The sequence below is a fragment of the Sphingobacterium paramultivorum genome (assembly GCF_014109745.1).
Lineage (GTDB): Bacteria > Bacteroidota > Bacteroidia > Sphingobacteriales > Sphingobacteriaceae > Sphingobacterium > Sphingobacterium paramultivorum.
The window spans coordinates 718958-745216 of sequence record NZ_CP058555.1 but is presented as its reverse complement, the minus strand read 5'-3'; the positions used below and the strand labels follow the sequence as shown (position 1 = coordinate 745216).

24 protein-coding genes and 2 tRNA genes are annotated in these 26259 nt (G+C 39.2%); 15 read left to right on the top strand and 11 right to left on the bottom strand.

The window, feature by feature from the left end:
- Positions 1-64: 64 nt before the first annotated feature.
- Positions 65-138 (bottom strand) — tRNA-Arg (locus HS960_RS02870).
- A 29-nt stretch (positions 139-167) separates the two neighbouring features.
- Positions 168-241 (bottom strand) — tRNA-Arg (locus HS960_RS02865).
- A gap of 187 nt (positions 242-428) precedes the next feature.
- On the opposite strand from HS960_RS02865, the gene HS960_RS02860 reads away from it, so the two are divergent.
- The gene (locus tag HS960_RS02860) at positions 429-1262 is read left to right on the top strand and encodes an alpha/beta fold hydrolase (RefSeq protein ID WP_088163631.1); all 834 of its coding nucleotides are present in this window, start codon (positions 429-431) and stop codon (positions 1260-1262) included.
- 104 nt (positions 1263-1366) lie between these two features.
- On the opposite strand, the gene HS960_RS02855 is transcribed toward HS960_RS02860, so the two are convergent.
- Complete coding sequence (locus HS960_RS02855) at positions 1367-1702, bottom strand: DUF3276 family protein (protein WP_075993406.1); 336 nt, start codon at positions 1700-1702, stop codon at positions 1367-1369.
- A gap of 266 nt (positions 1703-1968) precedes the next feature.
- Here HS960_RS02855 and HS960_RS02850 point away from each other — a divergent pair, with 266 nt between their 5' ends.
- From HS960_RS02850 to HS960_RS02825, 6 genes are all read left to right on the top strand, one after another.
- Positions 1969-2850 carry a LiaF transmembrane domain-containing protein gene (locus HS960_RS02850; protein WP_228280190.1) on the top strand — a complete coding sequence of 294 codons (882 nt, stop codon included), beginning with the start codon at positions 1969-1971 and terminating at the stop codon, positions 2848-2850.
- A gap of 3 nt (positions 2851-2853) precedes the next feature.
- Positions 2854-3900: a sensor histidine kinase gene (locus HS960_RS02845; RefSeq protein ID WP_153845851.1), complete on the top strand. Its 1047-nt coding sequence runs from the start codon at positions 2854-2856 to the stop codon at positions 3898-3900.
- Complete coding sequence (locus HS960_RS02840; RefSeq protein WP_153845850.1) at positions 3893-4633, top strand: LytR/AlgR family response regulator transcription factor; 741 nt, start codon at positions 3893-3895, stop codon at positions 4631-4633. Before HS960_RS02845 ends, HS960_RS02840 begins: the two co-directional genes overlap by 8 nt.
- A gap of 31 nt (positions 4634-4664) precedes the next feature.
- Positions 4665-6095, top strand: a complete 1431-nt coding sequence (locus HS960_RS02835) for a serine hydrolase domain-containing protein (protein ID WP_159727638.1) — start codon at positions 4665-4667, stop codon at positions 6093-6095.
- A 153-nt stretch (positions 6096-6248) separates the two neighbouring features.
- On the top strand, positions 6249-7223 hold the full coding sequence (locus HS960_RS02830) for a 2-hydroxyacid dehydrogenase (RefSeq protein WP_153845848.1): 975 nt from the start codon (positions 6249-6251) through the stop codon (positions 7221-7223).
- Positions 7220-7378, top strand: a complete 159-nt coding sequence (locus HS960_RS02825; RefSeq protein ID WP_182331205.1) for a hypothetical protein — start codon at positions 7220-7222, stop codon at positions 7376-7378. The genes HS960_RS02830 and HS960_RS02825 overlap by 4 nt, the downstream gene beginning before the upstream one ends.
- On the opposite strand, the gene HS960_RS02820 is transcribed toward HS960_RS02825, so the two are convergent.
- Positions 7375-8232, bottom strand: a complete 858-nt coding sequence (locus HS960_RS02820; RefSeq protein ID WP_153845847.1) for a mechanosensitive ion channel family protein — start codon at positions 8230-8232, stop codon at positions 7375-7377. The genes HS960_RS02825 and HS960_RS02820 overlap by 4 nt on opposite strands.
- Before the next feature lie 143 nt (positions 8233-8375).
- On the opposite strand from HS960_RS02820, the gene HS960_RS02815 reads away from it, so the two are divergent.
- The 6 genes from HS960_RS02815 to HS960_RS02790 all read left to right on the top strand — a co-directional run bounded on the left by HS960_RS02815 (position 8376) and on the right by HS960_RS02790 (position 14074).
- Positions 8376-9242 (top strand): helix-turn-helix domain-containing protein, encoded by an 867-nt coding sequence (locus tag HS960_RS02815; protein WP_153845846.1) that lies wholly within the window; start codon positions 8376-8378, stop codon positions 9240-9242.
- A gap of 2 nt (positions 9243-9244) precedes the next feature.
- Positions 9245-9670, top strand: a complete 426-nt coding sequence (locus HS960_RS02810; protein ID WP_046675442.1) for a DUF983 domain-containing protein — start codon at positions 9245-9247, stop codon at positions 9668-9670.
- A 26-nt stretch (positions 9671-9696) separates the two neighbouring features.
- Complete coding sequence (locus HS960_RS02805; RefSeq protein ID WP_228280187.1) at positions 9697-10875, top strand: cysteine desulfurase family protein; 1179 nt, start codon at positions 9697-9699, stop codon at positions 10873-10875.
- A gap of 81 nt (positions 10876-10956) precedes the next feature.
- Complete coding sequence (locus HS960_RS02800; RefSeq protein ID WP_153845844.1) at positions 10957-11283, top strand: HesB/IscA family protein; 327 nt, start codon at positions 10957-10959, stop codon at positions 11281-11283.
- Positions 11284-11536: 253 nt separating this feature from the next.
- Complete coding sequence (gene asnA / locus HS960_RS02795) at positions 11537-12583, top strand: aspartate--ammonia ligase (RefSeq protein ID WP_227550166.1); 1047 nt, start codon at positions 11537-11539, stop codon at positions 12581-12583.
- Positions 12584-12820: 237 nt separating this feature from the next.
- Positions 12821-14074 carry a DEAD/DEAH box helicase gene (locus HS960_RS02790; RefSeq protein ID WP_327196881.1) on the top strand — a complete coding sequence of 418 codons (1254 nt, stop codon included), beginning with the start codon at positions 12821-12823 and terminating at the stop codon, positions 14072-14074.
- 508 nt (positions 14075-14582) lie between these two features.
- Here HS960_RS02790 and HS960_RS02785 read toward each other — a convergent pair.
- The 4 genes from HS960_RS02785 to HS960_RS02770 form a co-directional block, all read right to left on the bottom strand.
- Positions 14583-15311, bottom strand: a complete 729-nt coding sequence (locus tag HS960_RS02785) for a menaquinone biosynthetic enzyme MqnA/MqnD family protein (RefSeq protein WP_182331203.1) — start codon at positions 15309-15311, stop codon at positions 14583-14585.
- The gene (locus HS960_RS02780; RefSeq protein ID WP_153845841.1) at positions 15304-15930 is read right to left on the bottom strand and encodes a histidine phosphatase family protein; all 627 of its coding nucleotides are present in this window, start codon (positions 15928-15930) and stop codon (positions 15304-15306) included. The genes HS960_RS02785 and HS960_RS02780 overlap by 8 nt, the downstream gene beginning before the upstream one ends.
- 13 nt (positions 15931-15943) lie before the next feature.
- A complete protein-coding gene (gene mqnE / locus HS960_RS02775; protein WP_153845840.1) occupies positions 15944-17143 on the bottom strand; it encodes an aminofutalosine synthase MqnE in 1200 nt (399 codons plus the stop codon).
- Between the two features lie 103 nt (positions 17144-17246).
- Positions 17247-19070, bottom strand: a complete 1824-nt coding sequence (locus HS960_RS02770; protein ID WP_159727644.1) for an ABC transporter ATP-binding protein — start codon at positions 19068-19070, stop codon at positions 17247-17249.
- Between the two features lie 265 nt (positions 19071-19335).
- Here HS960_RS02770 and HS960_RS02765 point away from each other — a divergent pair, with 265 nt between their 5' ends.
- Positions 19336-20496, top strand: a complete 1161-nt coding sequence (locus tag HS960_RS02765) for a pyridoxal phosphate-dependent aminotransferase (RefSeq protein ID WP_153845838.1) — start codon at positions 19336-19338, stop codon at positions 20494-20496.
- A 131-nt stretch (positions 20497-20627) separates the two neighbouring features.
- A complete protein-coding gene (locus tag HS960_RS02760) occupies positions 20628-21467 on the top strand; it encodes a prephenate dehydrogenase (RefSeq protein WP_075993419.1) in 840 nt (279 codons plus the stop codon).
- Between the two features lie 55 nt (positions 21468-21522).
- On the opposite strand, the gene HS960_RS02755 is transcribed toward HS960_RS02760, so the two are convergent.
- The 3 genes from HS960_RS02755 to HS960_RS02745 all read right to left on the bottom strand — a co-directional run bounded on the left by HS960_RS02755 (position 21523) and on the right by HS960_RS02745 (position 25891).
- The gene (locus HS960_RS02755; RefSeq protein WP_182331202.1) at positions 21523-22743 is read right to left on the bottom strand and encodes a tetratricopeptide repeat protein; all 1221 of its coding nucleotides are present in this window, start codon (positions 22741-22743) and stop codon (positions 21523-21525) included.
- 49 nt (positions 22744-22792) lie between these two features.
- Positions 22793-23176, bottom strand: a complete 384-nt coding sequence (locus HS960_RS02750) for a hypothetical protein (RefSeq protein ID WP_088162243.1) — start codon at positions 23174-23176, stop codon at positions 22793-22795.
- Between the two features lie 102 nt (positions 23177-23278).
- Positions 23279-25891, bottom strand: a complete 2613-nt coding sequence (locus HS960_RS02745; RefSeq protein WP_153845836.1) for a TonB-dependent receptor — start codon at positions 25889-25891, stop codon at positions 23279-23281.
- Positions 25892-26259: the final 368 nt, after the last annotated feature.

Genomic DNA, 26259 nt, shown 5'->3' with positions numbered 1-26259 from the left:
TCGACTGCCCTGCAATAATGCTTCTAAAAACAAAAAGCCAATCAAATTGACTGGCTTTTATTTGTGCACTCCAAGGGAGTCGAACCCCTAACCTTCTGATCCGTAGTCAGACGCTCTATCCAATTGAGCTAGGAATGCCTCTTTAAACAATACAAAAACTGTATTTGTGCGCACCAAGGGAGTCGAACCCCTAACCTTCTGATTCGTAGTCAGATGCTCTATCCAATTGAGCTAGGAGCGCTAGGCAACCAAAACAAATCCGTTATCCTTTTCCGTTTTGGTGATGCAAATATCGTTATATTTATCGATTTAACAAACATTTTTTCTCTTTTTTAAACTTTATACAACAACATTTCTTTTATCTCGTTGATAATATTATATTTAAAATATCAACTTTTTTTTTCAGACACGGACAAATATTAGCATTCATGAGCAAAAGAGAATTAAAACTCAGTAAAATCCGCATCGGAGATATCAGTATCTCTTACTATATTCGCCCAAGCAAATTATACCCCTCTCCGAAAACAGTCATTTTCATCCATGGTTTCCCCTTTAACAAAAACACCTGGAAACAACAACTCCTACAACTCGACGAAGATTATACAGGCATCGCCATTGATGTTCGAGGACATGGCCTAAGTACCAATGGGCATGGTTTTTTCTCCGTCGATGTTTTTGCCAAAGATCTTGTGGAGTTTATTCGTAAACTCGACCTCAATCATGTCATCCTTTGTGGAATCTCTATGGGTGGCTACATCGCCCTCAGGACCTATGAACTGATCGGACAACAGCTCAAAGGACTTATCCTCTGTGACACGAATTCCCTTTCCGACGACAATAAAGGCAAACAAAAGCGTTTTGATTCCATTCAGGCTTTATTAAAATATGGCAGAAGACCATTTGCCATTGGCTTTATCGCAAACGTGTTTCACGATAAAACAATCCGTGAAAACCCCGAAGCTGTTGAACTCATCAAAAGCTGTATTCGCAGAAATGAAGTCGCCAGTATTTGCGCGACACAACTCGCTCTTGCTTCACGAACAGATACAACCCATTCGTTGAAGACAATTATTATTCCAACACTGATCATAAAAGGTAAACACGACAAGTTGATGAGCGAAGAGCAAACAAATATCCTTATCGAAAATATACCCGACGTCCGCTATATGGAGTTTGAAGAATCCGGGCACCTGCCAAATCTCGAGGAACCCGAAAAATTCAATGCGGTGCTCAATGATTTCCTGCGAAATATACCATTATAACCATCACCTTGGTCGTCAAGTGCGGCATCGAATATAAAACCATAAAAAAAGCCACAACAGTGGCTTTTATTTCTTTTTTTCATTAAGATTTCGTTCTACGGATACTAGAACGAAAAATCATCTTTTGACCGAACATCCGCTTCCTCAGCGTATGCATCATCAAAGTTAGGCTCATAACGTTTCTCGATTACTTCCTGATTAGACTTGATGTAATTAACCACATCCGTCAAACCATCAGCGAATTTCTCAAAATCTTCTTTATATAAGAAAATCTTATGCTTAATAAACTGGCCATCCTCAAAGCGCTTCTTGCTTTCTGTGATAGTAATGTAGTAATCGTTCGATCGAGTTGCTTTTACATCAAAAAAATAAGTACGCTTACCTGCTCTCACCTTTTTTGAAAAAACTTCTTCACGTTCTTTGTTTTCAAAATCTCCCATTGGTTGTTATTTAAGTTTAAAGTAATCTTAATCTTTGATAAATATATAATAATTCATTTTAATACACCAAATAATATTAAAAAAAAAGACAATTACGCATAAAAATGGCAGTTCACTTCTATTTATAGCTGGGATAAAAAATAAACAACAAGATTTTTTACCGACGAAATCATTACATTTACCGAAAATATAAGTTGTATTACCTAAAGCAAATATGTAGAATATATTTGTGCCTCTATCTTTGAGTCATAAATAGTAAAAACATTATGGAAAAAGAACCCATCATACCAAACAGCAATAATAGCCGCAATATTGTAGGAGCGATTGTGATCATCGTAGGTATATTCTTATTATTGAATAACCTAAATTTAGGAAGCTGGTTTCCGGATTGGTTATTTGGCTGGCAAACGATATTAATCATCATTGGATTGGTCATCGGTATAAATTCCCAATTTCAGAAAAAATCGGCAATTATCCTACTGATCATAGGCGGAGCAAGCCTTATTTCAAGAATGATGCGCACAGACTTTGGTTCCGTAACCGTCCCAATCATCATCATTTCTCTCGGGATTTACTTTATCATGAGCAAAAGGAAACCTCCGATGGCTCCTCCAACCTTCCCTAATCCGCCGCAAGGCTCTTACGACTGGGATAAGCGAGTCAATGTACCTTCGGAGGGCGCTACAGATAGCAGTCTTGCTGACCAGGAATCAAGACCATTTAACGAACAATACGGTTCAAGCCAACAAGCCTCGCCTAATCAGCAGGCTTTTGGCAACAAAGATAAAGATTCCTTTCACCAGTCATTTGAGGACAACCTCAATCTGAACACCATCTTTGCAGGCCAAAAGAAAGTAATCTATTCCAAACATTTTAGAGGGGGCAATTTGACCAATGTATTTGGAAGTGTAGAGCTGGATTTAACAAAAGCAGATATTCAGCAGCCTATTGTGATCGATACATTCCAATTGTTTGGCAGCGCACGTATTATTATACCTCCGCATTGGACGGTATTTAGCAACGTCGCCTCAATCTTGGGTTCTGTCGATGACCGCCGGTTCCAAACGATTTATAACCCCGATACAGATAAAAAAATCTATATAACAGGCACCTGTATTTTAGGTAATTTAACCATAAAAAATGCTTAATAGATGAAAAGTAAGCTGTTCCTCAGTGTTAAAAGTCGATTAATTGGCATTATCTGCATATCCGTATTTATTGGATATCTTGCATTACAATACCTATTGATGCTTCGTTCTGGTTTTGACCAACAACTCGCATTCAAAGATTCATTCATAAACAGTATTGTTATGATGTTTTGCTGTTATGGCATGTCATCAGCACTCAATTTCTATACCCCACAACCCCGGGAGATTTGGAAAGTACTCATCATCGGTTTAATCATGGGCGCAATAAGCATCGCATTAAGCCGATTCTTGATGAGTTACTTTATCCAATCGACCTTTACCCCTTTGCTGGATTTAACATTACCCTATCGGGGTATCGTTAACTTCCTCATTTTGACTTCTGTTGCCATTATCAATATCGTTTGGAATATTCAGGAAGACAACATCAACAATATCAAGCGGAAGCAGGAATCCGAAAATTTACTTCGGGAAGCCGAACTGTATAATTTAAGACAACAGTTACAGCCTCATTTCCTATTCAATAGCCTCAACTCCATTATAGCACTTATTGGTGCCAATCCGGATGAAGCCCGAAACATGACATTCCAACTATCGGACTTTTTAAGAGGAACATTAAGAAAAGAAAACAATCAAATTATCACGCTTGAAGAAGAGCTCGATCACCTTCAACTTTATCTCGATATTGAAAAAGTACGCTTCGGTCATCGACTAAATACATCCATCTCTTCCTCAGAAGAAATTTTCAACAATAGATTACCAGCCATGATTATTCAGCCACTGGTAGAAAATGCGATTAAACACGGCTTATACAATGTAACGGATCAAGTAGAAATTAAAATAAAATGCCATTCGAATGATGGTCAGCTGCTGATTCAGATTACCAACCCCTTCGACAGCGAAGAACAGTCAAAACCGAAAAAAGGCACCGGATTTGGGCTATCGAGCATTCAGCGCAGATTATATCTCCTGTATGGAAGAAATGATCTACTGGAAACTCAAATTCAGGACAACATATTTATTAGCACCCTAAAAATACCTCAATATGATTAAAGTCGTTATTATCGATGATGAACCCCTTGCACGCTCCATTATTGCGGGTTACCTAAAAAATGAAGACGATATATCCATCATGGCAGAATGCGGTGATGGCTTTGAAGCTGTTAAGGCTATCCATGCGCACGAACCGGATTTAATTTTTTTGGACGTACAAATGCCCAAATTGACCGGATTTGAAATGCTTGAACTCGTTGACGATCCTCCTGCAGTCATCTTTACGACCGCTTTTGACGAATACGCCTTGAAAGCTTTCGAAAAGAACGCCCTGGATTATCTATTAAAACCGGTATCACCAACACGATTCAAAAAAGCTTTAGAAAAATTCAGAACAAGCTACTCCGCACCTGAGAAAAAAGTCCAACCCAACTACGAAGTACTTACGGCGCAAGACGAAACAAAAATCGACCGTATTGTTGTAAAAACAGGCACCCAGATCAAGATTATTCCGATTGATACAGTCAAATATCTGGAGTCTTATGATGATTATGTTAAAATTCATACCAAAGATGGCATGTACCTGAAAAATAAAACAATGGCATTTTTTGAAAAATCTTTGGATCCAAATCAATTTGTCCGCATACACCGTTCTTTTATCATTAAAGTGGATCAGTTGGCCAAATTGGAACCTTATGAAAAGGATTCTTATATTGCTGCACTGACATCGGGCGAAAAGCTCAATATCAGTAAATCAGGCTATGCACGATTAAAACAATTGATTGGAATTTAAACATTCCGTAGATTTGTGCCCATCAATAGTTATGAAACATTTTATTACAATAGTATTGCTGGGCATCACATCTTACTCCTTTGCCCAAACGAATCCTGAGGAACAGGTCAACAGAGGAGTTTATAATAGGCTGGAATTTTTTATCAATTCCCAGATGACAGACTCTGCCTATAATTTGGCCAGTAATTCCTTCAAACAACAATTTAGCCTAGCCAAATTCACCCAAGTACTACAGGAGCTCTATCCCCTAGGAAGAGTAAAAAGCTCAACGATAAAAGAATTTGAAAAAGGGCTTGCAACCTATCAGATGGACTTCGACAGCAAATCGTATGAGGTTCTTTTTGCAACAGATACAAGTCTAAAATTCAATACATTAAAATTCACTCCTTTGGCAATAAAGCCTCAAGTGGAAAAAACTATTGTGGTACCTGCCACACAGAAATCAGTCGATAACGACGACCTTTTTGTCGATTCGGTTGCAAATGCCTATTTGAAACAACAAAATACGCAATCACTTGCCATTGGCATTCTAAAAAATGGACAAACCAAAACCTATTTCTACGGTGAGACGGCCAAAGGCAACCAAACTCCGCCTACAAAAACGTCTATTTATGAGATCGGTTCACTGAGCAAAGTTTTTACGGCTATACTTTTGTCAAATCTTGTCGAAGAAGGAACGATAACGTTAGATCAGCCTATAGCGCTATTTCTTCCTGATACACTCAAGAAAAATGAAGAGCTTTCGAAAATAACGTTTCAAATGCTGGCCAATCATACCTCTGGCTTACCTAGGCTTCCTGACAATCTTGACAAAGTCAAAGGATTTAACGAAAACGACCCCTACAAAACATACGACAAAAAAGCACTTTATAATTACCTCGCAAGCTTTAAAAATAAAAAAAATCCAGGTGAAGAATATGAGTACAGCAACCTTGGTTACGCCGTATTAGGAGACATTATATGCAGTATCTATAAAAAAAGTTATGATCAGCTTGTAAAAGATATCATCTGTAAACCACTTGAAATGAGTAATACCTTTCAAGTATTAGACCCTAAGAGAAAAGATACTTTTAAAGTATACAACAAAGAAGGCCAAGAAGTAATTCCTTGGGCGTTTGACGCTTTCGGTCCCGCTGGCGGATTAAAATCGACTCTGGAGGATCTGCTTAAATTTGCGAATGCACAATTCAAGATGCCACAGACTCCCTTGGAAAATGCGATGGCAAATACCCGGTTATTTACATTTTTTCTACCCCCAGACACAGATCTGGGACTCGCATGGCATATGAATTTGATTGACGACCTAACGGTTTATTGGCACAATGGCGGAACTGCTGGAAGCAGCTCCTATCTAGCCTTATCGCCCGACAAAAAAAGTGGCGTAGTCATCTTGTCCAATTCAGCCATCTCTACCGATGACACGGGTAAAGCTATCTTGGATTACCTACTCCGTAAAAAGTAAAGTTCAAAAAACAAGGAATAATGAGCCATATTGAAACAACAATATGGCTTTTTTTGTTGTAATAGCGATGAGTGATCATTAATTTTGAAGATACTATAAAACAAATGGATTCAGAGGAATCAACCGACAACAAGCTAAACAGCATCTATTTACATGAAGATATTTATCACTAAAAAAATTCCACAAAAAGGCATAGATCTATTAAAATCTGCAGGGCACGACATTTCTATACACGATTCAAGTACCCCCCTATCCGAAACGGAGCTTATCAAAGCTAGCCAGCAGGCCGACTACGTCCTTAACGGTGGGATGCAAAAGTTTGATGCTAATTTTTTTCAAAACTGCCCCAACCTAAAAGCCCTATCTCTCATGAGCGTCGGCTATGACAATGTGGATATCTCAGCCGCTACACAGCATGGAATACCCGTAAGCAATACACCAGGCATTCTTTCGGGAGCAACAGCAGATGTTGCTTTCCTCTTGATGCTATCGGTATCGCGGAAAGCATTTTTCAACCACAAAAGAATTTTGCAGGGCGAATGGAAAGGTTTTGATCCCACTGCAAACCTAGGCGTCGAGCTCAATAACAAAACACTGGGCATCTATGGACTGGGACGAATTGGCTTTGAATTCGCCAGAAAAGCCAAAGCAGCGTATAACATGGAAATTATCTATTACAATCGGAGCCGTAATGAGGAAGCTGAACAAATTCTTGGCGCACGATATGTTAATTTCGACGATCTGCTCACGCGGAGCGATGTACTTTCAATCCATGCAGCTTTGACTGCGGAGACTAAAAACCGGTTTGACAAAAATACGTTTACGCGCATGAAAAACTCCGCTATATTAGTGAATACTGCTAGGGGCGGATTGGTCAATGAATTGGATCTAACAGAAGCCCTGCAGACTGGCCAATTATGGGGAGCCGGGCTTGATGTAACAGACCCGGAGCCGATGGATCCAAAAAACCCACTCTTAACGATGGAAAATGTTTGTATCCTGCCGCACATCGGCTCTGCCACCGTAGAAACAAGGGATAATATGGCACTTATGGCCGCCAGCAATGTACTGGCAGCAATCAAAGGCGAAAAAATGCCACAAATTATCAATAAAGAAGTATATCAATGAAACGAAGATTTTTTCAGCTTTTAAACAGCTTAAATAAAGCCATCTTACCAAAATACGGTAAGATGGATCCGTTAAAATTAAAAAAGTACCAGCAGGCTATCATTGCCTACAGGTACTTTGTCCTTATACATGCATTGGAAACGAACCAGGACTAAGCTTTTGCAGTTCCTTGGTCACTTGAATTTGAAACAATGCTAATCTGCGTCGGATTGGAAGATAAACTAATATCGTTCCTTTCCAGCTCCAACATAATCTTTTCCTGCATCGAGTTTCGAGCAGCGACATAATGCTCTCTTTTCGTCCAGGCACGAACGGTCAATACCATGGCACTATCTCCCAATTCTTTGATGAAAACAGTTGGCTCCGGAGTTGTCAACACATTCTCATTCGAACGGAGAACCCTTAATATGATATCTTTCGCTTCTTTCACGTTTTTATCATACGAGATACTGATGGTATATTCAAACATCCGTTGCACAATTTTCGTATAATTTTTGATAACCGAATTAGCCAAGGGGCCATTAGGACTAAAAACACGTACCCCATCATCCCCTATTAAAGTAGAATACAAGATATCAATCCTTTCTACCGTACCTGCGGTACCATTTGCGCTCGAAATTGAATCTCCCACTTCAAAAGGCCTAAACATCAATATGAGCACTCCGCCAGCAAAATTGCTCAAGCTGCCCTGAAGTGCCATACCAACAGCCAATCCAAAAGCAGACAATGCAGCGATAAACGAGGTTGTCTGAATCCCAATCTGGCTGGCTACAGTAAGAAGCAACATCACCCACATGACAATCTTGACGATGCTAGAGATAAAAGCCCGGATCGAAGGATCCACATTTTTCCTTTCAAAACGTTTATGTAATAATCGGTCCACAAAACCAATCACATATTTACCAAGAATCAATAGGATAATCCCCCCTATAATCCCCGGAATAGACTCAATCACAATGTCTGTCAAACGCCCAAATCTCGTTTCTAGGCTATTCAAATTACTTTCCATTTATAAATATATTTTAAAATTTTAGACACAAGGATTGTTCCAACATCGCCCACGCACTATCAAAAGATCAAAATCATTGAAAAATACCACAAAAGAACAAATAAACACCACTATTAAAAGAATATTTAGTGTAATTTTGCTGTATGAATAGAAAAAACACCATTCCTATCATTGATAGTTGTAGTATTGATCTCAACAATAATACAACGATTCATATTGATGATCTAAAAGAATATATCATCAAGCATCAGGATATGGTGTTTCCTCACAAACATAATTTTTTTCATTTTGTACTATTCACTAAAGGCTCAGGGGAACACATTATCGATTTCAATCATTACAACATTGAACCTTATCAAATCTATTTTATGGTACCGGGCCAGGTTCATACCTGGAACTTTACAGGTGACGAAGATGGTTATGTTGTCAATTTTTCCATTGATTACTTTCAGTCTTTTCTCTTACGGACCGATTACCTGGAGCGCTTTAGCTTTTTACAGGGTAAAATTGAACATCTGATATTTGTTTTAGCTGAACAATATCGACCCCAGGCGACGGCTATTCTCGATCAAATCTTATCTGCAAAAGCGGAACGATTACCAGAAGACTATATCCGTACACTTTTATTGCAGTTTATATTATATATATCGATTGCTACAGAAAAGGATCATCAAGAACACAGTACGCCATATAATCATAAAATATTCAATAGTTTTCAGCAATTGGTTGAACAGCAATTCAAGTCTACCAAATTGCCCAGTGTGTACGCAGATCAGTTATTTATTACGCCCAATCATCTGAATGCAATCTGCAAATCCTATATTGGACAATCTGCGGGAGAAATCATCCGGAACCGCATTGTCCTTGAAGCGAAGCGGCTGCTGGTCAATAGAAATTTAAATATTACCGAAATTGCAGATGAGCTGCAATTTAAGGACAACTCATACTTTACTAAATTTTTCAAAAAATCCGCTGGGCTCACACCAGAAGAGTTCAGAAAACAACTATAACTATGGAAGAGGTTAAATACGAATTATCTGAATTTAAAGCCGCATGGCAAGCAAAATGTCCAAGATGCAGAATCGGCCATGTGTACCAAGGGCCTGCATACGGTCTGAAAGTACAAAAAATGAATAGCCATTGCGAATACTGTGGACTTCGTTACGAACGTGAGCCAGGTTATTTTTATGGTGCCATGTATGTTACCTATGCGTTCTCCATCGCCGAAATGGTTACTGCCTGTATGGCAACCTATATCCTAACAGGCAATGATTCTTCTTTTATACTTTATGCAACAGTTGCTATCATGAGCGTTGTTTTAATGTCGCCATTCAACTACCGCTATTCCCGTATCATACTGATGTATTGGTTAACTCCGGGCTTAAGATATGATCCGAATGTCAAAAAAAAGGAAGTTGATGTGAAGGCTTCAGCATAACCTTCATTATCCTTATCTTTATCCTGATGAAGGATATCATTTATTTGGACAACAACGCAACAACTCGAATTTTGGATGAAGTATGGGATACCATGACTCCCTACTTCATCCAAAACTATGCGAACGCATCGAGTGTCTATCACCAAATGGGGCGTGAAGCCAACGCTGCCATCCAACTTGCCAGAGGACAAATAGCTGAAGTGCTGAATTGCTCACCGAAAGAACTATTTTTCAATTCAGGTGCAACAGAAAGTATTAATACCGTAATCTGTGGCATATTTGACAAATATCAATCCAAGGGGAATCATATTATCACCGTTTCAACAGAACACAAGGCTGTCTTAAGTTGCTGTGAACAATTGACGAAAAAAGGAGCACAGATCACCTATCTCCCCGTCGATGCACAAGGAATGATCAATATAGACGACTTGAAAAATGCGATGAGTGCCCAGACCATACTCGTTTGCATTATGGCCGCTAATAACGAGACAGGGGTATGTACATCGCTAGCACAAATTGCTACTATTTGTACAGAGAAAGATATCTTGTTCTTCTGTGATGCAACGCAGGCTGTTGGAAAAATCGACATTGATCTACAAAAAATCCCTATCGACCTCTTATGTCTGAGTGCGCATAAACTTCATGGCCCAAAGGGAATCGGCGCCTTATACATTCGTCGAAAATCAAAGCCGATTCAGATTACCCCATTAATTGTGGGTGGTGGTCAGGAAGGCGGATTTAGAGGCGGCACTTACAACGTGCCAGCTATCGTCGGCTTTGGAAAAGCCATGTCTCTGATTAAGCCAACATCTTATAATACGGTCGAACGAAACCGCAATCTATTGGAAGAAATTTTAAGTGCCATTCCTGAAATCATCATTCATGGAAAAAATGTACCCCGCCTACCAAATACCAGTTACATTAGTTTTAAACATATACTGGCCAGCGAAATAATGACTACCTGCCCTGCATTGGCGCTTTCCTCGGGCTCGGCCTGTGTGACCGGATCCAGGGAACCTTCCCATGTTTTAATGGCTATGGGCATTTCCAAAGAAGACGCATTATCGGCCATTCGCTTTAGCTTAAGCATATTTACGACTCAAGAGGATATTATACGTTGTGCCCAATTGATCACAGAAGCCGTTCGTAAAATCCGCGATCAATCCCCCATCTGGCAGCTTTTCAAAGCTGGCCTGATCGATTAATTTATGACATTCTAAAAACTTTATAACAGACGAAATATAACAAGATTGTATGTATCTTTGTGTCATACAAAGGATATTACTATGATTACAGTTACTGACAAAGCCAAATCTCGTATCGAGGAAATCATGAAGGATGAGCAATATGACAGCAATTACTTTGTGCGTGTTGCTGTGGAAAGTGGCGGTTGTTCGGGCTTGAGTTATAAGCTGAACTTCGATAACGAAGAAAAAAAAGGTGATCAATTCTTCGAAGATAAAGGCGTGAAGGTCTGTTTGGATATAAAATCATTTTTATACCTAGCAGGCACAGAATTGGATTATTCCGATGGTTTGGACGGAAAGGGTTTTGAATTCCACAACCCGAATGCGAGCCGGACCTGTGCATGTGGCGAAAGCTTCTCCGTTTAATCAATCAATCGATCCACCATAAACAAAAGAGCCCTGAAATATTTCAGGGCTCTTTTGGTAAGTAATCAAACACTTTTGGTTGCACCAACAAATTATTAGTTTTATAATTAAATATTGACCTACCTTCATTTTGTTGGAATTTTTTTATTTTTTCAACTTTTTAATGGATAAATATTAAAAATCACAACCAAACAGATTAACCAATGATATTTTCATACTTTTGTATGAAATAACTGAATAAAAAAATAAAACCATGCATATCAATCCATGTATGGTATTTCATTTGACTCATATGGAGGGAAGAAAACTTTTAAGTACCGAAGTTGCTATCAGCTTCGTTAAAGATACATTTGTCCAACAACTAAAGAAAGCATTAAATTTAATTCCGATCTCATCACCATTGGTGGTTTTAGACGGCACAGGATTAAACGATGACTTAAATGGAATTGAGCGTCCCGTATCATTTCCGATTAAATCATTGAATGAAAAAAGGGCTGTCGTGGTACATTCATTGGCAAAATGGAAAAGAGTCCGTTTAAAAGAGCTTGAAATGTTACCTGGGGAAGGCATTGTGACAGACATGAAAGCACTGCGTCCTGATGAAGATTACACCCCTATTCACTCGATCTATGTAGACCAATGGGATTGGGAAAAAGTAATCGATAAAGATCAACGTAATTTGGCCTTACTGAAAGAAACCGTATTAAAAATTTACGATGCGTTACGATTTACAGAACAACAGGTTGAAAGCAAATATCCACAGATAAAAGCGATTCTTCCAGAAACCATTACATTCATTTCGGCTGAAGAACTACTGCAAAAATATCCTAATCTAAGTGCAAAGGAACGTGAAAATACAATCACAAAAGAATATGGAGCTGTGTTTTTATATGGTATCGGAGGGGCACTGAGCAATGGTGTTGCACACGATGGACGCGCAGCGGACTACGACGACTGGAGCACTGCCAATGAGGCTGGGCACAAAGGATTGAACGGCGATATTCTCGTATGGAACCCGATCTTAAATTCAGCATTTGAGCTTTCTTCCATGGGAATTCGCGTCGATAAAACCGCTTTGGCACATCAAATGGAAATCAGAAATTGCACTGAAAAATCCAAACTGACTTTCCATAGCATGCTTCTTAATGATCAATTACCGGAATCTATGGGCGGTGGGATCGGACAATCACGTGTCTGTATGTTTATGCTCAAGAAACAACATATTGGAGAAGTCCAAGTCAGTATCTGGGAAGAGGACAAAAAAGAAACGCTAAGACAAGAAGGTATTGATATCTTATAAAACAATACTTATTAAGAATTAATAACGCGGCAACTATACCGCGTTTTCCAGTATATCGATACAAATCAGCGCAAGGTAATCATCTTTTATAGACCGATTACCTTGTTTTTTTAGGTATAAAATGCCTAAAAAATTTTCATTCTAGTTTGTTCCTTTCAAGATAGCGGTATTTTGTATTTTTGTCAAATGCAGCTAGAAGCTATTTTAAATAAATTAGGCATTTCATCCTTAAATGAGATGCAAGAAAAAGTAGTGGAATCGTTCCAAAAAGACCATGATTTCATCTTACTTTCACCCACAGGATCTGGCAAAACCTTGGCCTTTTCATTGCTCATTTTAGCGCAATTGAAGGAAATCGTTCGGGAGGTTCAAGTACTGATTTTAGTGCCGACCCGCGAACTTGCCTTACAGATAGAGCAAGTGCTACGCAAGGTGGCCACAGGTCACAAAGTCACCTGTGCCTATGGCGGTCATAGTACCCGTATCGAAAAAAATGAATTCAAGGATGCTCCCGCAATTATTATAGGAACTCCAGGACGTATAAAACAACATATAGAAGAAGGAAATTTTGATCCAACCAGTATCCACACCCTTGTGTTAGATGAATTTGATAAATCGTTGGAACTGGGATTTCAGCATCAAATGGATTTCATTATTCGACATATACCGGCCATCAGATCACGGATATTGACTTCTGCAACGATGATGGATGTGATCCCGCCATTTACACAGATAAAGGAGCCTATTCTTGTTGATTTTCTGAATAACTCACAGAACATACCCCGCATTACAATAAAAAAGGTCGTTGCGCCTGTTCAAAAGAAATTGGAGGCATTACTAAAACTCATCTGCAAGATTGGAACGAAAAAAATGATTATTTTCTGTAATCATCGCGATGCAGTAGATCACATCAGCGAACTGCTGGACAATCGCAATATTATTCACGACACTTTTCATGGCGGACTTGAACAGCAAGATCGTGAACTGGCGCTTCTCAAATTCCGTAATCATTCCAATAATGTTTTAATCACGACCGATTTGGCTGCAAGAGGGCTGGATATCCCCGAAGTCGATGCCATTATTCATTACCAGCTACCGCATAAAGAAGATGGCTTTATTCATCGCAATGGACGCACTGCGCGCATGCAGGCAAAGGGTGATGTCTATGTCATCTTAAAGCCTGAAGAAGCCTATCCCTATATAGCGGAAGAAATACCTGAAGAGGAATTTCCCGAATACTATGATCTTCCGGAAAATTCACCTTTCGCCACACTTTATATCAGTGCTGGACGAAAAGATAAAGTCAATAAAATTGACATCGTAGGTTTTCTTCTGCATTTGGAAGGTGTTGAAAAAGACGACATCGGTATAATAGAAGTGAAAGATAAGGTAGCGTATGTTGCCGTTAAAAGAAAGCTTGCTTCCGTTATTATCAATAAGGCTAGTGGGCAAAAAATCAAAGGACGTAAAGTAAAAATTGGACGTACCTAGTTCTTCGCGCTCCAAGAGATCCTCCTTACCTATTTCGCTGGCGAAGGTCAGATCCATTATCCAACTGTGATTCCAATGCATAAGGAGACCTGCATTGTCGTTTAAATAAGTTGATATAAAAACCACTCAATGAGTGGTTTTTTTTATAGGAACCTGATTAACTCTTGGTTAATATCATGTTTGATACTAGCAGGGGTATTACAGGGGGTTAGCAGGGGTATAACAGGGGGTTAACAGGGGTATCCCCCTATTAACCCCTTGTTAATACCCTGTAAAAAGGGTACTGTTACCCTTTTAATTCCAAACATGGTATAATCGGAGTTATACGCCTTACCGAAGTCGTTATAAACAAAAGCAAGAAATAAAGGGAATTTATCAGGGGGGTAGTGCCCCCGGGGAATCAATCGCCAGGTAAACCTTCACAATGCCGTGTAAGGCCTACCTGCCGATGCTAATTTAAAATTTTTCAGGGTATGTCATGGGTCCTGTTCAGGTCAAGCGCCCCAGGTTAATCCAATTCTTTTAAATACCGGAGATACAACTGCACAGCTTCGCGTTTCTTATCTGTCAAATGGAAATTAAGATGCTGCGTCAGATATTTTGTATAATCAAAGTCCTCAAATTCTGGGAGACCGGCTATCACATCGGTTGCATGTTCAACACCATAGGCTAAAGCTTCATTAAATTGCTCCACAAAAGAGTCGGGAAGTTTTTTGTTACTTACCCATAAGGCAAAAGCAAAAGGTAATCCGGTAAAGTTAAACCACTCTTCCCCCAAATCATAAACATAGGGTACTGCATTCTTCTTACCGAAAGTACGATCCCCAATTAAAACATAGGCATCTGGCTCTATAGATTCATCAGTGACCAATTCTACATCCATTTTCCAATAATTTTTAATCAATACACGTGCTAAACCATTTGACGTGCGCGATTGCTTATCTAAACGTAAAGTTTTGACCTCATCAATAGGCTTATTGGCAAAAATAAAGACAGAATCAACAGCACCTTCTGTGCCGATACAAAAATCGGTATTAATATAATACTCGGGCAGACTTAATAAGGCAGCTGTCGGTATAATACCGATATCAGCTTGATCATCGATTACTTTCTGTGCACAGGCACTTGGATAATCAACGCTCAAGTCGATTTGCTCCATCACTTTCGATTTACGTATTCCATTCAAAAATGGATAAGTATTGGTATACGATACGGCAGAAACTCTAATTTTATTCATTTATCAATGCTTCTAAGTGTGCGGTATTGTAATGGTCCACAATCTCAAATTGACCATTATCATACAGCAATTTATATAAAGCAGTATTTGTATGCGGGAAATCATCCATATAACGGGCATCGACACCTGTCATTAGACAAAGCATAATCCGTAAAGCACGACCGTGCATACAGACTAATATGTTTTTTTCATCTGTCCGAGCGAGCATATGATCCAAGGCGACTTGTTGACGAGCCATCAATTCATAAGGAGACTCTCCGTTTTCAATACTGACATCCAATTCTCCGTTGCGCCATGCTGCGACCAATTTTTCAAAACCAGTTAGCAACTCTGGTGTCTGTTCTTTTCCTTCATAAACTCCCCAGCTTATTTCATCCAAACCAACAAGCTGTTCCCAAGGTAAATCCAAATCAAGAAATCCCTGTACAGTTTGATGCGTACGCAATAAAGTGGAGGTATATATCTTATCAAAAGGCACCGTCTTATAGCGATCAAAGAAAGCCTGAGCTTGAGCTATGCCCATCTTATTGAGCGGGGAATTAACACCCCGTCCCTGCACAATACCTTTTAAATTTAGATCAGTCTGTCCGTGTCGTATAAAATAAAATGTCTTTTTCAACGTGCGATATGAGTTATGAATTGACAACAGGTAATGCATAATAGCTTTTCTTTTGATCACCTTGATCAAAAACAAAATCATTATAATCGGTCACCACATTGTAGAGGGTATCTCTTTCTATCGGATGGCGTCCAACATTTTTTATCAGCTCGACAACCTCTTGTGTGGTCATCCCCGGTTTTTGCTCTTCTGCTCCTGCCATGCTATATATTTTTGTCGTATCATCCAGTGTTCCATCGATATCATCGACCCCAAAAGCCAAGGACAACTGGGCCGTATCTCTCGATATCATTGCCCAATAAGCTTTAATATGATCAAAATTATCCATGTAAATTCGAGCGATCGCATAATTCCTTAGGTCTTCGATAACGGATACCTCGGGAATATGGGACATTTGGTTCTCCTTATTTCTAAATTTTAAAGGAATAAAGGTCTGAAAACCGCCAGTCTTATCCTGCAGCTGTCTTAGGCGCTCCATGTGATCTACACGATGCCAAAACTGCTCAATATGACCATACAGCATTGTGGCATTGGTATGCATTCCCAGCTTATGCGCTTGCTCATGAATATCCAACCATTGTTCGGCGGTACATTTATCATGTGCAATCTGTTCTCTGACTTCTGGATGAAAAATTTCTGCTCCCCCACCCGGCATGGAATCCAAGCCGCAAGATTGCAAATACTTCAGGCCATCATAATGGCTTAATTTTGCCTTCTTAAAAATATAGTAATACTCTACAGGTGTAAGTCCTTTAATATGCAGCTCGGGGCGATGCGCCTTACATTTGCGAAAGAAATCAGCATAAAATTCGAGGTTTTGTTTAGGAACAACCCCTCCAGTGATATGAACTTCAGTAACAGCCTCATTGTCATATTTTTTGACAATATCCATCATGCCGTCAACTTCCATCTCCCAACCTTCTGCTCGTTCTTTTATTAACCTGGAATACGAACAGAACTTACAGTCATAGACACAAACATTCGTCGGCTCAATGTGAAAATTACGATTGAAAAAAGTATGATCTCCATGGCGTTTCTCACGAATATAGTTAGCAAGCACACCAAGATAGCCTAGCTCACCTTTTTCATATAAAAGCACTCCTTCCTCAAAAGTGATACGCTCCTCTCGCAAAACTTTCTCCGCTATATCTCTCCATTCGACAGCTAAGTTTTTGTCGTTTATCAAGAAATTCAATTTATCTATTGCGTTCATTAAATGTATCTCCTATCTTAAATCAAATGTACCGAAAAGGCAACAAAAGTTATAATAAAAAATGTGACAACAACTAATTTGACAAACCTCTTAGAAAAGAAAGCTAATCTGTAAATTGTTGCATCTCGATTAATTTGCGGTATAATCCTTCACGTTGTATCAGCTCACTATGGCTACCTACTTCTACAATCTTTCCGGCTTCAATAACCACTATTATATCCGCATTCTGAATGGTACTTAAGCGGTGGGCAATGACAACCGTTGTTCTATTGTCCATTAATTTATATAATGAGTCCTGTACCAATTTTTCAGATTCGGTATCTAGCGCAGAAGTCGCCTCATCAAGAAGCATGATCGGTGGATTCTTTAAGACTGCCCGTGCGATACAGATCCGCTGGCGTTGGCCACCCGATAATTTACCGCCCCGATCACCAATGTTGGTCTGATAACCATGTTCTGTTTTCAAAATAAATTCATGCGCATTGGCAATCCGTGCAGCGGCTTCAACCTCTTCCTGGCTGGCAGAAAGATTAGCAAATGCTATATTATTGAAAATCGTATCATTAAACAAAATGGACTCCTGATTGACGACACCGATCATGTCCCGTAAAGAATCCTGGTTTAAATCCCGTAAATCAGTACCATCAAACAAAATTTGCCCTCCAGTGACGTCCATAAAGCGTGGAATCAAATCAACCAAAGTTGATTTTCCCCCACCTGAAGGCCCTACCAATGCAACGACTTTTCCTTTTTCTATAGTCAAATCGATGTTCTGGAGAATCTCTTTATCTTTGCTGTACGAAAAATTGACCTGGTTAAATACGATATTCCTCTCAAAGCTTTTCACAAGTTTCGCGTCGGCGCGATCTTTCACTTCCGTCTTTTCATCAATAAGCTCCAATACCCTTTCACCTGCAGCAAGACCATTGTGGATACCGCTAAAAGAATCTGTTAACGCCTTTGCCGGACGCATCACCTGCGAAAAAATAGCGATATAGGCGATAAATTCCGGTGCAGTTAACCCCTTGTCACCTGAAAGCACCAAATGACCGCCATATAAAAGAATAATTGCGACCATAATGACACCCAGTAGCTCAGAAACAGGCGAGCTTAACTGTTGTCTTTTAGCCATAGCACGGCCGATATTCGCATAACGTTCGTTCTCATTATGAAATCTGTTCTTAATAAAGGAGACCGCATTGAAAGCTTTGATAATTTTAATCCCAGATAATGCTTCGTCCAAATAAGAAATCATATTTCCATAGGACTCCTGTGCGGCATGCGCCTGACTTTTAAGATTCTTAACGATTCTTGCAATAAAAAATCCAGATATAGGAATAACCAAAAGGGAGAAAAAAGTCAATTTTGGAGAAATATTAAACAGCATCACGATATACGCGATCAATTGCAAAGGTTCCTTAAAAACCACCTGCAATGTCCCTGTAACAGAATACTGAACAACCTGCACATCTGACGCGACTTTAGAAACAATATCTCCTTTTCGTTGCCCCGTAAAATAGCCAACATGCAGATCCATCACATTATCAAACACCGCTCTACGCAATTTGAGCAGGGTATGAATGCGAAAATTCTCCATAATACGCTGACAGAAATAACGAAATAGATTACTGATAAATACAGAGATCACAATAACAATACAGACGTATTTCAATGCACCATAGGCTCCAAACTGGCTATTAGCAACACTGGCATAGTAATTAAACCACGCGAGAATGTCTGTATAAGCCTCTGGCTTTACGGCCTCGGCGGTCTCTTTACCAGCGTTAAAAAGTGTATGGAGTAATGGAGCAAGCAATGCTAAATTCAAGGTGCTAAATATAACCGTGATCAGCGTGCAAATTACATAGGGGATTGCAAATTTCTCAATGGGTTTAGCAAACGATAAGAGCCTAAAATATGTTTTCATTTATTTTGAACTAAGACAAATTACCTTTATACGAAAAGTCATTCGTCGGTCTCTCCTCTACCTTTCAGATTTTTGACGAGGAAATTGAACAAAAATAACAAATTAATCAAGAAAAGCACATATCCTGGTAAGGGACTATAAAATTGTTGCATCTCAAGACTAAAGCATCCAGCTTGTTTTGCTTGAAAAATCGATAAAAAAATCTCCTTTTAATAGATAATTCCCTAATTTAGCCTTATTCAAATACCAAATTTATTAAAATAAAATGCAAATAGACGTTGCCAAAAGATTGCAGCACACTGAAGAATATTATTTCTCCAAAAAATTAAGGGAAATAGATGAGTTAAACAAACAGGGTGCGCGTGTAATCAACCTAGGAATTGGAAGTCCAGACTTGCCTCCGCACCCGGAGGTGATCGAGACATTAAATACGAATGCCCAACTTCCAAATGTGCATGGCTATCAAAATTATAAAGGCGCCCCCGCCCTACGACAAGCCGTTGCAGATTGGTATCAACGTTATTATAACGCAACTTTTAATCCAAATACAGAAATATTACCCTTAATAGGGTCAAAAGAGGGTATTGTGCACATCTGTATGACCTATCTTCAGGAGGGAGACCAAGCGCTTATACCCAATCCCGGCTACCCAGCTTATGCGGCTGCAGTGAGATTGAGTGGTGCTGAAGCGATTACCTATAATCTTACACAAGAGAAAAATTGGCTTATTGATCTAAATGAGCTCAAAAAACAAGACTTGTCAAAGGTTAAACTAATGTGGATAAACTATCCTCATATGCCAACAGGTGCCTCGGCACCCGATGCATTTTATCAAGAGCTGATTCAATTTGCCAAAGAGCATAACATCTTGATTTGCCACGATAATCCGTATAGCTTTATTTTGACAGATACGCCAAGAAGCATTATGAGTATCCCTGGCGCGAAAGATGTGGCCATTGAGTTGAATTCGCTGAGCAAGTCTTCCAATATGGCGGGATGGCGAATTGGAGTGCTCGTGGGTGCCGAAGAACGTATAAACCAAGTACTCCGTTTCAAAAGCAACATGGACTCAGGTATGTTTTTACCTGTTCAGCTGGCTGCGGCAAAAGCCTTACAACTTGATGCCTCCTGGTATGCTGATCTAAACAAAATTTACGCTGAAAGACGTCAGCAGGTTTATGAAATTATGGATTTGCTGGACTGTTCTTATCAAAAAGACCAAGTAGGTCTGTTTGTATGGGCACGCATCCCTGAAAAATATAAGGATGGTTATGCGCTAAGCGATGCTGTTTTGGACAAATCACGGGTATTTATTACACCGGGTGGAATTTTCGGAGACAAAGGCGATCAATATATACGCATCAGTCTCTGTGCCACAGTAGAGGTACTCAAAGAATCAATCCAGCGCATTAAAGATAATTTCTAAGACATTCGATATCTCGACAGCTTAATCGCTTTGAAATTATCGATAGAATAATTGATCGAAAAACAACCAGTGTATAAAGCGTTCGGTGTATAACATTTGAACAAAAATACGCTTAATATAATTGTTTACATATGAACATTGCCATTGTAGGCGTAGGCTTGATCGGCGGCTCAGTTGCCATTCGCCTAAAAGAAACAAAATTCTGCGACAAAATAATCGGTGTAGATAAGAGTCAAAAGAACTTAGATAAAGCGATGCATATCGGCTTCATTGACGAAACAGCAAGCTTAGAAGATGCGATTAAGAGCTGTAAAGTATTGGTGCTCACAATTCCTGTCGATGCCATTTTACATGTTGTTCCTCAAATCTTGGATCTGGTTACAGATCAGGTCGTCATTGACATGGGATCGACAAAAACAAATATTCTCAACAAAATCAAGGATCATCCTAACCGGGGGCGTTACGTTGCAGCCCATCCCATGGCCGGAACCGAGTATTCGGGGCCTGAGGCTGCAATACCGGGCTTATTCAAAGGCAAGATGATGGTGTATGTCGAAGCATTTAAAACTGATGAGGATGCTTTCGAGATCGCGGATGCCATCACCGACCAATTGGAGATGCGCAGCTGTTTTATGAATGCGGACGAACATGATGTACACACTGCTTATGTATCACACATCTCTCACCTGACCTCTTTCGCCCTCGCCTTAACGGTATTGGAAAAAGAGAAATCTCAGGGACGTATCTTTGAGCTAGCGGGCTCGGGATTTGAATCTACAGTACGTCTGGCCAAAAGTTCGCCCGATATGTGGACACCTATTTTCAAGCAAAATCGCGAAAATGTACTCGAAGTACTCGAAGAACATATCAAGCAGCTTCAATCCCTGCACGATTCTATTGCCACAGAGGATTATGACAAATTGCACAAACTTATTACCCGTTCCAATAAGATAAAAAGGATCATTAAGTAAAGGGTGCTCTAGTTAGAGCAGCAGGTATAAAAGTCCACCTTTTGGTGGACTTTTTTTATTCATCTTCCAATTCATTGAATTTATCCAAGTCGGCTTTTGCACCTATAGGATCACCCAATTTTTCGCGAATTGCTGCCCGGTAAGAATACAGATCAGAATAATATGGATTCAAATCGATCGCTTTCGAGTAATCTGCCAGTGCGCCTGGTAAATCCTCCAACTTTTCATTCAAATCGGCCCGTAATGAATACACATAAAAATCTTCCGGATTGAGCGTAACAAGGCGGTCAAAATCCAATAATGCTTCCTCAAAATTTCCCAATCGCTCAAACAAAGATGCCCTTTCTTCGTATACGATCGATGAATCACGATCTATGTCCTCCGCTTTGGCATAGTCTTCCAGGGCACTTTGGTAATTACGATAGGATTCAAACACTTTAGCGCGAAATATATAGGCGGCAGAACGATTCTCATCAAGAGCAATAGCCTGATTGAAATCAGACAATGCCAATTCAAAACAGGTCAATTTCAGGTACAAACTTCCTCTAAAAACAAAGAGGTTGCTATCCTTATTGTCGGATTCCGCAATAGCAGCAGAATAAAGACCGATTGCTTTTAGATAGCTATAGCAATGAACATATTCAAGTCCCAATGAATTTATTTCGTCAGTACTCAGCTGCTTTGGCTTCGATTCCAGCTCTTGAATAACCAAATTATCGGCCTCAAAGTAAGTGAGTTCAGCTTGATTCTCCGCCCATTCCAATACACTATGGTAATTAAAATCCAGTCTCTTGGCAATCTGATAATCATAGAAAGCACCTTCGTCTTCATCGATGAGTCGATAAACTAAACAACGGCTCGCATAAAAAAATGGCTCCTCTTTATACTGTTCGATTGCGCTTGTAAACGTTGCAATAGCTTGGTCATATGCCGCTATTTTAAAATAATAAAGACCTAAATAGCTATAGGCAAGTGCATGATGAGTCAAAGCAATCGCCTGCTCAAGTAAAGCGACAGGATTGCCATCGCCACTGATTCCGACATTAAATCCTTCCAATGTAGATCTAATCGCGCTCTGTTGGACGGTATCTAGCCAATTAGCGGAAAAAGATGAACTCGCTTCCGGAAAAAATGATGAAATAGGTAAAAAAGAAAACTTAGCAAGAAGTACGGGTACCGGCAGTGTAAAATCTGATTCCACAAAAGTATTGTTTTGTAGAATGACAGCTAGATTTGAAAACATATGCTTCATACCCAAAACTAAGCTAAATTTCATTACAAAAGAAATCTAACGGTAGATCAAGTACCCTATTCGGGTATTCTTATCAACTAATTTCACCTGTCAGGTATAAGTATTTATAGCGGACAATATCCCTCGAATTTGTAAATTTGATTAATTTTTCCTTTTTGAAAACATAATTGGAAACCTTCTCTTCCATCAAACGCAGGAATTCAACAAATTCAGCAAAAAAGTCTTGACGTTCTCCTGGTGTAAACTGGCTGTTTTTTACAATCCAAAAGAATTGCTCTTCATTTACATGGAAAGATACCTCATTTTTCTTTTCTTTTCGAAAAATAAAGATTGGGTCATTTTCTTGGTTAATAAATAAAGCAAAGCCCGTATTTCCACCATCCAAATTAACAACAAAAGCAGAAAAATGGACAGTACCGATCTGTAAATTTTCCAGACAAATTAATTTATGCAACATCAGGTTGACAATTAGATCACCTAAAATTATTAAGTTTTTATTAAAAAACAAAAAAAGGCCCACAAAATAATTGTGGGCCTTTTGTATTCGACGTAAATCTAATTAGAATGTAAATTTCACAGATGCATTCCAAGTTCTACCCTGTCCGATCAAAACAAAATTGGAAGTGTCAATACCATTCCAAGTATTGTTCACATCTGTCACCAAGTTACTCGAAGTAGCTTCCGAAATATAGAACTTATTCAACACATTGTTCATGTTGACACGGAAACTCATACTGTTCTTGTCACTTACTTTGACATTGTAAGAAAGACCGGCATCCAAAAGATTAAAAGACGGTAATTTCATATAGCGTCCATAAGTTTGGCCATCTATTACTTCTCTACGATAATTCGATGCATACAAACGCTCATAATATCTGTAGTTTGCGTCAACAGACAAACCCTTAAACACTTTATATTTAGCACCAAATCCATAAGAAGTTTGCGCTGCGTTACCAACATGTTCACCGGTTAAATTAACCTGAGAACGTCCCAATTCGACGCGGTTATCGTTACGTATAACAGAGTTTACTGCGCCATCGTATTTCCAGTCACCTATCGATAAAAACCCTGTTAGGCTTAATTTTTCGATTGGGCGGGCCTCAAAATCAACTTCTACCCCTCTATGCACCTGTTTTACACCGTAATTTGTTGTATATAAATAGGCACCTTCGACCAAAATACCAGGATCATTTGTTGGATTGTATTTTTTCACATCATCTGCCGTCGCTAAACTCGAACTACCCGTAACACGGTTTTCCCAAGTTGTGCGGTAAACATTCACATTCACATCCAAGAATCGAGAAGCAAATTTATAACCAGCCTCTAAACCAAGGATTTTTTCATTTTCAGCATTTTCATTAATATCATTTGCAAAATTCATGAAAATATTGTTTTGATAAGGCTGACGAGAATAGTACCCCGCATTACCAAAAACACTATGATGTCCCAATGTATAACTTACACCACCCTTCGTATTGTAGCCAAAGTTGTTCACGTCTTTAGAATCCTCATTACCTGGTGTGTATTGAAAATAATCAGAACGTTTGTTTTGTTGTTCGGAAACCGATCCTTGGAAAAACGCTGTAAAGCCATTTTTCGCATATTCCAATTGACCGAACAGACCTCCGTAACGGATGTATTGATTGTAATCCCAAGCTAAGCGATCTTCACGCGAATCAGGTTTACTTGAGAAAGCTTTCCAAGGGTTTGTTGAGTACGTATTGGTAACCAATGGCTTATTAGGGAAATTAACATTACCGCCTAATACAACACCATTTGTATTTCCAAGTGGATCTGTCAATTTACGATAGTGTGTACCTTTATAATCCCTTACATCAAAACCGACATTGAAATTCAAGGATTCTGAAAGTTTACGATTATAGTTAGAAACTATACCAAACCATTGGTGATTGTTCACATCAGCAGCTAAATATTTGCCTGTATTGTATTTATCGCTTCGCAAGGATTGGCCACCCCCAGCAGCTAACGATGCGTAAACGACAGTTGACAAAGATGATTTATCATCGATCGTCCAGTCCCAGTTCAAGTTGGCTACTGGCTTATGATAAAAGTTCTTTTGTGCATTCATCATCACGCCGTTTGCATCCTTATAATTGTCGTTATAACGTCTGCCATTAGCGAGATAGTTAGACAATTTTGAGGTATACCCCTGGTTGTGCCACTGTGGAGCACCCGTTAACATAAAGTTCAGGTTGTGCTTTTCATTCGCTTTATATCCAACAGACAAGAAATAACTTTGTCCAGCACCTTCTGTATGGTCCATATAACCGTTACCTGACCACTGTGTAAACATAGCCGAAACAGCAAAGCCGTTTTTCATAAGACCGGTATTGTAACCTACCGTTGCCTTCATAAACATATCGTTACCAACAGTGGTACGAACAAAACCACCCTCTTTCATTGCAGTGGATTGTGTCACGTAATTTACGGTTCCGCCGACAGATGAAATCGCTAATTTAGATGATCCCAAACCACGTTGAATCTGCACTAAAGAGGCAATATCTGTAAGTCCCGACCAATTTGACCAATATACACTTCCATTGTCCATACCATTGATAGGCTGACCGTTCAACAAAAATGCTGTATTGGACTGATCAAAACCACGTGTTGTCATAGAAGACTCACCAAAACCTTTTGCCTGACCAGTGATATAAACCGAAGGGGTATTAGCCAATGCGGAAGTAATATCCTGTGCTCCTACCCTTTCCTCTAAATCCTGCTTACGGATCGTCGAAACGGCAATCGGTGTCTTTCTTCCTGCCGCAATATCGATAACCCCATGACCGACAACAACAACCTCATCCAAATTTGTTGAAGATCCAGCCGTAAAAATTGGATTGATATTCAACGATTCCCCCGATTTCAGCATGATGTTTTCGAAAACAACAGGCGTTTCGCCAATGTAAGTTACCTCTACTTTGTAGGGGCCTCCTTCTTGAAGATTTGAAATTTGAAATTTTCCTTGGGCATCGGCTGAGCCACTTACTACTTGTCCACTTGGGATGTGGGTAATTTTAATGGTTGCTCCTTTAACCGTTTGTCCAGTAGCTTCTTTGACAACTCCTGAAACCGAACCAGTATTTGCTGTTTGACCTTGAACGGCACTATAACTAGCAAAAACAAGGGCAAAAAAAAGTAAAGACTTTTTCATGTTAGATGTGATTGTTTTGTTTTTGTGCCGCAAAATTAGGAATTGATTGTCTTTTTAACTAATTTTAACAATACCAATATGATGCAGTATCTCTATATAGAAAGAATAAATTTTAATCTTCCACAGAAAAACAGCAAATTTCAACAAAAAGAGGCAATAAAAATACAGTATACATAAAATAAATACAACACATCCATCCTATTCATGAAAAAACATCAAAAATAATCAGAATAATATTTTGTCTGTTTTGAATAAATCAAAATTTATCAATTTTACGATTTTTATGAATTGCATACAAGATTTTATAGCCTATCCTCATGAGGTGCTAAAAATTATTTCTTTCAATCCGTCGTTTCTACCTACCTCCT